8 protein-coding genes and 1 pseudogene are annotated in these 10,136 nt (G+C 50.9%); 7 read left to right on the top strand and 2 right to left on the bottom strand.

The features are described from left to right. The first annotated feature begins 239 nt into the window (after nt 1-239). The 5 genes from trpS to ACTQ3V_RS14750 are packed head-to-tail and all read left to right on the top strand — an operon-like array spanning nt 240 to nt 5,599. Nucleotides 240-1,250: a tryptophan--tRNA ligase gene (trpS, locus tag ACTQ3V_RS14770; RefSeq protein WP_441468187.1), complete on the top strand. Its 1,011-nt coding sequence runs from the start codon at nt 240-242 to the stop codon at nt 1,248-1,250. Nucleotides 1,251-1,275: 25 nt separating this feature from the next. Beyond that, nucleotides 1,276-2,439 carry an MraY family glycosyltransferase gene (locus tag ACTQ3V_RS14765; protein ID WP_441468186.1) on the top strand — a complete coding sequence of 388 codons (1,164 nt, stop codon included), beginning with the start codon at nt 1,276-1,278 and terminating at the stop codon, nt 2,437-2,439. Next, nucleotides 2,426-3,574, top strand: a complete 1,149-nt coding sequence (wecB, locus tag ACTQ3V_RS14760; protein WP_441468185.1) for a non-hydrolyzing UDP-N-acetylglucosamine 2-epimerase — start codon at nt 2,426-2,428, stop codon at nt 3,572-3,574. The genes ACTQ3V_RS14765 and wecB overlap by 14 nt, the downstream gene beginning before the upstream one ends. Then, nucleotides 3,571-4,356, top strand: a complete 786-nt coding sequence (locus ACTQ3V_RS14755; RefSeq protein WP_441468184.1) for a hypothetical protein — start codon at nt 3,571-3,573, stop codon at nt 4,354-4,356. The genes wecB and ACTQ3V_RS14755 overlap by 4 nt, the downstream gene beginning before the upstream one ends. Further along, on the top strand, nt 4,346-5,599 hold the full coding sequence (locus tag ACTQ3V_RS14750) for a methionine gamma-lyase family protein (RefSeq protein WP_441468183.1): 1,254 nt from the start codon (nt 4,346-4,348) through the stop codon (nt 5,597-5,599). Before ACTQ3V_RS14755 ends, ACTQ3V_RS14750 begins: the two co-directional genes overlap by 11 nt. 50 nt (nt 5,600-5,649) lie before the next feature. Here ACTQ3V_RS14750 and ACTQ3V_RS14745 read toward each other — a convergent pair whose 3' ends face one another. Further along, complete coding sequence (locus tag ACTQ3V_RS14745) at nt 5,650-8,184, bottom strand: hybrid sensor histidine kinase/response regulator (protein ID WP_441468182.1); 2,535 nt, start codon at nt 8,182-8,184, stop codon at nt 5,650-5,652. 203 nt (nt 8,185-8,387) lie between these two features. On the opposite strand from ACTQ3V_RS14745, the gene ACTQ3V_RS14740 reads away from it, so the two are divergent. Next, a complete protein-coding gene (locus ACTQ3V_RS14740) occupies nt 8,388-8,771 on the top strand; it encodes an Hpt domain-containing protein (protein WP_441468181.1) in 384 nt (127 codons plus the stop codon). Between the two features lie 26 nt (nt 8,772-8,797). After that, nucleotides 8,798-9,934: a response regulator gene (locus tag ACTQ3V_RS14735; protein ID WP_441468180.1), complete on the top strand. Its 1,137-nt coding sequence runs from the start codon at nt 8,798-8,800 to the stop codon at nt 9,932-9,934. A 93-nt stretch (nt 9,935-10,027) separates the two neighbouring features. Here the strand turns inward: ACTQ3V_RS14735 and ACTQ3V_RS14730 are convergent. Then, nucleotides 10,028-10,136: pseudogene (locus ACTQ3V_RS14730) on the bottom strand (integrase core domain-containing protein); the annotation flags it as partial.

The following is a 10,136-nucleotide window of genomic DNA, read 5'->3' as shown; positions in this document are numbered from 1 at the left end:
GCCAAGCAGCTCGCTATCCATAATCGCCACTCCAACAACTTTCCCATGAGGCCTCTAGGTTGGTTTTCTCCCTTAGAGTTCTCTGTCCAATATGTTTGACAAACCTACAGACAAAGCAAGGGGAGAACAATAAAATTCATTGCATGAAAACGGGAAATATGGTATGATTATTGATATGTATGGGGTGGTTTGCTTCGTACGAAAGAATCACAATCCATTGAGTAAGGGAAGTCATATCTATGAGCGAAAACCAGAAGCAAACAATTTTTTCCGGTGTGCAGCCCTCCGGTAAGCTGACATTGGGTAATTATCTTGGCGCAATTCGCAATTTTCCTCTTTTGCAGGAGGATTACAACTGCATCTACTGTGTGGTTGATATGCACGCGATTACGGTTCGACAGGACCCGGCAGCTCTGCGCCGTGCAACGTTGGAAGTGTTGGCGCAGTATCTTGCCTGCGGATTGGACCCAGAAAAGAGCATTTTGTTTATCCAGAGCCATGTTCCAGCTCATGCGGAGTTAGCTTGGGTGCTCAATTGCTTTACCATGTTTGGAGAAGCATCCCGCATGACGCAGTTTAAGGATAAATCCGCAAAGCATGCGGATAATGTCAACGTCGGCCTGTTTACCTATCCGGTGCTGATGGCGGCGGACATTCTGCTGTACCAGACCAATCTGGTTCCGGTCGGCGTGGATCAGAGTCAGCATATTGAGCTTTGTCGTAATATTGCAAACCGTTTTAACGGCCTGTTTCCGGAAACCTTCACGATTCCGGAAGGCCTCTACCCCAAGACCGGAGAGGGCGCAAAGATCATGAGTCTGTCCGATCCGGAGAAAAAAATGAGCAAGTCGGATGAAAATCCCAACGGATATATTCTGCTGATGGACAAACCAGAGGACATCATGCGCAAGTTTAAGCGCGCGGTTACCGATTCGGACTCCCGTATTGTGATGGATCCGGCCGGAAAGCCAGGTGTGTCCAATCTGATTCAGATTTACTCCGTAGCCACTGGTAAGACCATTGCAGAAGTAGAGGCGGAATTTGCAGGCAAGGGTTATGGTGAACTCAAGCCGGCAGTTGGTGAAGCAGTGGTGGAGCTGCTGCGTCCGATTCGTGAAAAGACTGAGGATTTGCTGCGCAACAAGGATTATCTGGAGCAGGTCTATACTGAGGGCGCGCAGAAAGCGTCTTATTTAGCGCGCAAGACGCTGAGCAAGGTTTACCGGAAGGTTGGCTTTGTGGGACGCTGAATACCGTCTTTAAGGGGAAAAAATAATGCCTGAATATATTGTAAGCGGTGTGATCATAGCTGCATTTATTGTGGCGGGTGTATTATCTTATTTTTTCACACCACCGGTCAAGCGGTTTGCCCATAAGGTGGGTGCGATTGATGTGCCGAAGGATAGCCGCCGTATGCACAAGAAACCGATTCCTCGTTTGGGCGGTCTGGCAATATTCGGTGGCTTTCTGGCTTCTATCCTGATTTTTGGAGAGCTGGATCAAACCATGCTTTGCGTGTTGCTGGGTGCATCCATGATTGTCGCGCTGGGCATTTTTGACGATGTGTTGGCGCTGGGAGCAAAGCTGAAATTTGTGGTGCAGATTGTTGCCGCAGCTATTCCGGTCTGTGTTGGCGATTTGCAGATCAAGCTGTTTACCAATGTAAACCCGTTTTCGGATACGCCGTATTTTCATTTGGGTATTCTGGCGATTCCGATTACGATTATTTGGATTGTTGGCATCACCAATGCGGTCAATCTGATCGATGGCTTGGATGGCCTTGCGGTTGGCGTATCCTCAATTGCAGCGATTACCATGCTCGCAGTTGCGCTTTTAACCGGCAATATGACAATTGCAGTGACAATGGCGGCACTGTCAGGTGCGTGTATCGGTTTTATGCCGTATAACCTCAATCCCGCTAAGATTTTTATGGGAGATACCGGATCGACCTTTTTAGGGTACATGTTAGCAACGGTATCCATTATGGGATTGTTTAAGTTTTATGCTGTCATTTCGTTCGCGGTGCCGTTTTTGATTCTTGGCCTGCCGATTTTCGATACGGCCAACGCGATTATCCGTCGTGTGGCGTCGGGGCGTAGCCCGATGAGCCCGGATCGCGGGCATGTGCATCATAAACTGATTGACATGGGATTTAACCAGAAGCAAGCAGTTGCGATTTTGTATGCCATCAGTGCAACCCTTGGTTTGACGGCGGTGGTGCTGACCTCGTCGGGCGAGGTGAAGGCGATTGTCCTGTTGCTGGCGGTGCTGGTGGCAATTTTGGTAGGTGCCTGCATCATTTACGGTGCAGAGCACTGGGCAAAGCATTCTGCCGAGCAGGAGGACGCGACGTATGATGAGGAAGAACAGGATTTGACCGCGCAGAGTGACGTAACAGAGAACGCGGCACAGGAGGATAACAAGCATGAGCAAAATTAAGGTGATGACAGTATTCGGTACACGTCCGGAGGCCATCAAAATGGCGCCGCTGGTGCATGCGCTGGAGCGGAATGAGAATACAGAGTCGATCGTGTGCGTAACGGCGCAGCACCGTGAGATGCTGGACCAGGTGCTGGATATTTTTCATATTAAGCCGGACTATGACCTCAATATCATGCAGCCGCGTCAGACGCTGGCGCTGATCACGGAAAAGAGTCTGCATGGTCTGGATGAGGTGATGGAGCAGGCTAAGCCGGATATCGTGCTTGTGCATGGTGATACCTCTACAACGTTTGCTGGTGCGCTTGCCGCGTTTTATCATAAAATTCCGGTGGGCCATGTGGAGGCCGGGCTGCGCACATATGACAAATACTCCCCGTTTCCGGAGGAAATGAATCGAAAGCTGACAGGCCAGATTGCGACGCTGCACTTTGCGCCGACGCCGCGCAATCGAGACAATCTTGCGCGCGAAGCCATTACGGAGGGGGTAAGTGTGGTCGGCAACACGGTTGTCGATGCAATCCATATTACTGTTCAGCCGGATTTTGAGTTCCGGGATGAACAACTCAAAACGCTGGATTTTGAAAACAATCGCGTGGTGCTCGTGACTGCGCACCGTCGTGAGAACTACGGTGAGCCGATGGAAAACATTTGCCGTGCGATTGCGGAGCTGTCTGCGGCGTATCCGGATGTGCACTTTGTGTACCCGGTGCACCTTAGCCCGTATGTGCGTGAAACGGCGGAAAAGTTTTTGGGAGGAAACGAGCGCGTGCATCTGATCCATCCGCTGGCAGTGGACGAGATGCACAATCTGATGGCGCGCTGCTACCTGATTATGACCGATTCGGGCGGCTTGCAGGAAGAGGCACCCAGTTTGGGTAAACCGGTGCTTGTTCTGCGTCGTGAAACCGAGCGTCCGGAGGCTATTGAGGCAGGAACGGTCAAACTGGCAGGCGTGGAGCAGCAGAATATTGTCCGTTTGGCACGTGAGCTGTTTGACAATCCGAATGAATATGCGGCGATGGCGCATGCGGTCAATCCGTATGGCGACGGCAAGACTTCAGAACGTATTTTGCAGTCGATCGAACACTATTTCGGCTTGCGGTCGGATGGACCGGCTCCGTTCGCACCATGAAGCCGTATAAAAACCTGTCCACGCCAATGCTTGCGGCAATCGGCGCGGCGGTGCTGGTAGTGCTGCTTTTTTTGAGCTATGTGCTTTCATCCGGTATGCTGCATCGTAAGGATACCGGTATCGTGTTGCAAAGCGGATCGGAAAATGCACCAACCGTCAGTTCCGGGAGTCAGATGCTCACCGCACAAAGCGTGGCAGACGTTACAATTGGACCGGACAACGCGCAAAAAGTAATCGCGTCTTTGGCACGTCCGGAGGCGTACAGCTGTGTTATCGAGAATACGCTGTATTATACCGGTGGATCGTCTACGCTTCGCTGTCATCAGTACATGCGGGATAACTTGGTTCGTATCGATTGGCTGGCCGAAACGGGAGCGGTGCAAAGCACGTTGATGCACGTGGGAGATGTGGTATATACATGGGAGAATGGCAGCACCACCTTTTATAAGGGGACATGGGGCGAATTTACAGATGATGCTGCGGCGATGCTGCCCACGTATGAGGATGTATTGGATGAAGGTCTGGTTCTGTCGAGCGCAGGTCGGCAGGATATGGAAAACGAGCCATGTATCATGGTGGAGTTTGAGCGGGAAGGCTACCGGTGCGTGTATTATGTCTCCGCAGCCTCCGGCTTGCTGAAGCAGGCTTCCTTCTATCAGGGCGATACTCTGGCGCGTCAGGTTGTGGTGAGTAATCTGAAAACCGAGCAGCCGGAGGAAACACTGTTTACGTTGCCAAACGGTCAAATGCTATTGGGAGAAAACACACAGAATGATGAATAAGTTACAAATATCCGAAGAAATTCGCGCGCTCGGTCAACAGGCCGAGCGCGAAATCATGCCGTATTTTGCGCGGATCGAACAGGTGTGTGATAGAAATACGGAAAAAGTTCTTGCAGCATTTGCGAAAAACCGGGTGTCGGACAATTTGTTTGCGGGAACGACCGGTTATGGTTATGATGACCATGGGCGGGATACGCTTGACCGCATCTACGCGGATATTTTTGGTACGGAAGCAGCGTTGGTGCGTATTGGTTTTGTTAACGGAACCCATGCGCTGTCCTGCGCAATGTTCTCCGCAGTCAAGTCAGGGGATACCGTGCTTTCGGTGACCGGCTCTGCGTATGATACGCTGCAAAACACCATCACAGGCGACTACTGCGGCAGCATGAAAAATTATGGGATTGGCTATAAGCAGGTGGATTTGGTAAACGGCCAGCCCGATTTGCCCGCTATCGCGCAGGCGGCACAGGATCAGAGTGTGAAATTGGTATTTATCCAGCGTAGTCGCGGCTATGCGGTGCGCAAAACACTATCTTGTGCAGAGATAGGGGAGATTTGCAAGACTGTCCGCACTGTCAATCCGCAAGCTGCCATCATGGTGGACAACTGTTATGGCGAGTTTGTCGAGGAGATTGAGCCGACTCAGGTGGGTGCGGATTTAATTGCAGGTTCGCTGATTAAAAATCCGGGCGGTGGTTTAGCTCCTACGGGCGGCTATATTGCAGGACGCGCGGATCTGGTGGAAAATGCTTCTTATAGGCTGACCGCACCGGGCATTGGCGGCGAATGTGGCTGCACGTTAGGACAGAACCGTCTGTTGTATCAGGGTCTGTTTATGGCGCCGCATACCACGGCGCAAGCGCTGAAAACCGCAATTTTTTGCGCCAAAGTCATGGAACTGCTGGGCTATGAGGTCAGCCCCAAGGCGGAGGAGCCGCGGTATGATATTATCCAGACAATTGCGTTTGGCGCGCCGGAGCCGCTGTGCCGGTTTTGTGAGGGGATTCAGGCTGGCGCGCCGGTCGATTCGTTCGTCACACCGGAGCCGTGGGCGATGCCGGGGTATGACGATCCGGTTATTATGGCGGCAGGTGCGTTTGTGCAGGGCGCGTCAATTGAACTGTCTGCGGATGCACCCATGCGTGAGCCATATGTGTGCTATATGCAGGGCGGTTTGACTTACTCTTCGGGAAAAGCCGGTATTCTGCTTGCAGCCGAGCGTATTCGCAATCAAAAGGAATGATAAAAAGGGACGGTTTTGCCGTCCCTTTTTGATTGCAGAACACACGGTTTTCAGATCAGAGTTTGTAGTAGCTGACACAAAGCTGCGAAATCAATGGGTTTGACAATGTGGGCGTTCATGCCGGCGGCTTGCGTTTTCGCAATATCCTCCGGAAAGGCATTTGCAGTAACAGCAATGATCGGAATGGTCGCCGCATCTGCACGGTCTAACATGCGGATGGTATGTGCAGCCTGACAGCCGTCCATATTCGGCATCTGCATGTCCATCAAGATGATGTCAAACTCATGCGGCTGTGAAGCGGAAAAAATATCCACGGCTTGCTGACCATCCCATGCTTGGACAACATCAACGTCGTGCATCGATAGAATTTCGGTTGCGATTTCCATATTGATCGCATTATCCTCTGCGATCAGCAGCTTTTTGCCGCGTAAGTCAAACGTGGCTGATTTCGTTTGCGGAGGCAATTCTGCCGGTTTTGTACTGCTGGCGATGGTTTGCGAGTCTGCGACGATCTGTAGTGGGAGCGTAACGGTGAACGTACTGCCGTGCCCCAATTCACTTGCAACGCGAATTTCACCATCCATGCGTTTGACCAAGCTGTGGACAATTGCCATGCCCAATCCGGTGCCGACCACAGATCGTGCGCTAAAACGGGTTTCCCGTGCGTAGGGCTCGAAAATATGCTGAAGGAATTCTTGGGACATTCCAATGCCGGTATCCTGCACGGAAAGCACATAGCTGCTGTGCTTGTCAGAATTGTTTTCGTTCAGCCGGACGGTGATGGAGGCACCGGGTGTGCTGTACTTAAAGGCATTGGACAGCAGATTGTTTAGAATTTGACTGATGCGCAAAGCATCGCCCAATACCATGCTGTGGCGCAAATCACAGATAAGAGAGAGATTCTTGTTTTCCTTTTTTGCTTGATGACGAAAGATTTCGACACAGTCTTCGACACATTGCCGCAGATCTATCGGATGATAATCGACAGAAAGGTGGCCGTGCTCCATGCGGGAAATTTCCAGCACATTGTTGACAAGATGGAGCAATTGCTGACCGGCAAACAGGATTTTTTCCAGCAGTGTTTTCAGCTTGCTCTGGTTGCCAAGATTTCGCTGCGCCAACTCGGACAGGCCGATAATGGCATTGAGCGGTGTGCGCATATCATGAGACATGTTGCTGAAGAATGCGTTTTTATCTTCCTCGCTCCGTCGAGAGGCTTCCAATGCGTTTTGCAGCAGCTCAAGTTGCTCGAGTTGTCGGGTCTTTTCCTGATTTACCTCGCGAAAGGCCAGCACGACTTCATCTTGTGCAAACGCTTTGTCAAATAGGATGCTGACATTGACCCAGCGCTCACCGTCTTCAAAACGGCGCAGATAATCTCCTCCGAATTCCGTTACTTGGTCATGTACCAATCGCTGGATATTTTCCAGAGCAAAGCTGCTGACGAATTCCTCGTAGGTGCTATGCGCAACGACAGTTTGCATCGTGTGCAATAAATCCGAATAGCGGCCCGTTGAGCTGATTTGACTGCGGGTATCGCTTGCGCATTTTATGACCTCATAATTTCCTGTTTTATAATTGACCCGATAAATTGCATAATACAGGTTTCCGAGTGCGCGTACAGTATCATCCGTGCGGCGTATTTTGCAGTTCAAACGGTAGTCTCGTATGGAGAGCAGTATAGCGGCAACCAGAAACAGGGAAGAGAGCAGCAGAAAAAGGCGGTAAATACCGGTCAACTCATGCAGTACTGTGCGGAACGGGATGGTCAAAATCGTCATCCAGCCGTTGCTCATCCGGTAGTAGTAGACGCCGCATGGATTGCCGTCTAGCCCGATGATGCTGGCATGATGCGGGTCAAGCGCTCCCTTGTCAATGCGCTGCACAAGATCGCTTACATAAAGCTGTAGTTGGGTGGCCTCATGGGAAAGGGGCTGGTGCGCATACAGCAGCGTACCCGTTTGATCGCATAAATAGTAGGAACTGCCTTCCGGCAGGGACGGCATATCGTCGTCCGTGTGGAAATCCTCTGGGAACACATCAAACAGCAGCATGTTATCGGAGTTATGCGCTTTCTGCGCAATGGTGATGACCTGTTTTCCTGTGACCACGTCAGGAGCGGCGGCGGTAAAAATCACCTCGCCGTCTGCTTCTATTGCCATACGGTACCAATCCGTCTGCCGAAAATCATACGAGACGTCACCGTCCCAAGGCTTGGCGGAAACGATACGTCCTTCGACTACCGCATATAAATCCACAGAATCGCTCGCGAGCACCTGCGGCATTTTGCTAAAAAAGTCTTTAATCCATGCTTGGACTTGCTGCGCACTGGCGTTGTTTTCGGTCATTTGCTCGAGGTATTGTGTGCCGAGATTCATCACAGCGCGATAGGTATCAATGTGGTTTTGCTCCTCGGCGGCGTAATTTTGGGTTAAAGAAGTGCCGAACTGCTGTGCGTTTTGCAGCAGCCTTTCGCGCATCATATACAGGCTGAAGATGGTTAACATAGCAAAAAACAGCAAAAACACGATATTGAGCCATAATATGTGTAGAGAGGTGCGATTCTTTGCCTTGTGGTACTTCATTTATTTTCTCCCTTCGGTTTATACTCCATTGCCAGTATGGGGCACCGACACGTATTTGTCAATTCTCTGATGCAGGAAGAAACACAACACGGATGAAGAAATTTTCGGCTTTTTCCTATGGGCTTGCTCGCTTTGCCTTTCTGCGGTATAATGAAAGCGTTTCCTGCTTCATGGAGAATACGTTGCGAGGGAGAAGCAATATCATGGATCAAACTGTTTTTCTGAAAAGATTGGATGACGCCGGCATTGATACGCAAAAGGCAATCGCGCGCTTTATGGGCAACACCGCCTTGTTTTTGAAGTTTGTTCGCCGTCTGCCGGACGTGCTTCGCTTTAGAGAAATTCGGACGGCGCTGCAGCAGGAAGATGACGAGATATTTTATATGCTGGTACATACGCTCAAAGGGACGGCGGCCAACCTGTCCGCAGAGAATGTAGCCGAGTGTGTACAAGCTATTCTGGTAGAGTACCGTACTTCTGGCTTCAAGCATATGCGTAAGCTGAAAGGCTTGCTTCGAGAGGCTGAGGTGGAAAGTGAAAAATTATCCGAACTTTTGCGGCGGATGGATGAAGCCTTGGCAGATTGATAAGATGAAAGTTGGGGGCAAAGCATATGATACGAGACACGCTGTTGATTGTAGATGACTCAGAACTGGATTTGGCCATTTTAAATGAAATATTCAAAGGTATGTTTCGGGTGGAATGTTGTCAGGAGGCTAATCAGGCGCTTTCCTTTATACATAAGAATGCCGAGCGGATTTGTGCGGCTCTGGTGGATATTTGTCTGGGCCGTAGGGGGGCGGGGTTTACGCTGCTGCACCGTTTGCAAACCAATGCGCTGACGACGCAGCTGCCGATCATTCTGATTACGTCGGATGCAAGCAAAGATAACGTAATGAACGGCGTGGAGTATGGTGCGGTGGATTTTTTGGTCAAACCAGTCGATCCACATTCCGTGCAGGAGCGGGTATGCAGCATTGTGCGTTCTGCTTGGCCGAAAAAAGCAACAATTCTGGATCAGCGTGGTGTAACCGAGATAGAAACGCCTGAAAAAGAGAAACTTTACGAGGAAGCGGCCATCTCTTTACTCAATGTCTTGCCAGATCCGCTATCGGCAGAACAAGCACAGCAGCTTGTTGACGGCTGGTGCAAAAAAATATCCGCACTATGCGCATACCGCACCGGCGTTCAGCCGACACCCAGCCCGATGATTCCGCGCTTAACAGAACGGTTGGCTGCTGCGTGGCGTTTAGAGCATCCGAGCGGGAGCCTGACAGAATTGCAGGCAGCATATGTGCAGCAAGCCGCACGGATCTGCGATATCGGCTTGATTGGTTTGCCGGATGATGTTATCGCTTTGGGAGCAGAGCAACCGGAGCCGGGGCGTACAGCTTATATGCGGCATACGGAATTGGGCTGTACATTGCTGGAAAGTGAAAAGTCGCATCCGTTTGTCAAACTCTGTGCGGATGTTATGCGCTGGCACCATAAAAATTATGATGGGACAGGATATCCTGCGACACAGGAGCCGGTCACCCTGCCGATTGGTGCGCAACTGGTGCATGCTGCAATACGCTGCAATTTATATCTTCGGAAGTATCGAGACACGCCGGACTGCTTTGACCGCGTGCTACGTGCATTATCTGGCGAAGCGGGCAATATGATTTCACCGGAGATGTTTCAGGCAATCGAGAGAGCTCGCGATTTGATTGAGGATCTGCTTGTATGGGGCAGCTTGGATGAAAGATAAACAGTGCCTCATGGGAAAGTTGTTGGAGCGGCGGTTATGGACGGCAAGCTGTCTTGTGAAGTCTTGGAGGGAGTAAAAGCAGTGGGAAGATTAGAAACGCTTTTGATCCTCCCTGTGACTACGCTCCACCTTGCCGTTGTGGCGGGGCGTGTAGGGACGGATCAGCTTGTGCCGAATACCCAAATTGACAGCGGTGACCTCA

It is taken from the genome of Candidatus Agathobaculum pullicola (assembly GCF_052117205.1).
GTDB classification, from domain to species: domain Bacteria; phylum Bacillota; class Clostridia; order Oscillospirales; family Butyricicoccaceae; genus Agathobaculum; species Agathobaculum pullicola.
This window is presented reverse-complemented; position numbering and strand designations above follow the sequence as displayed.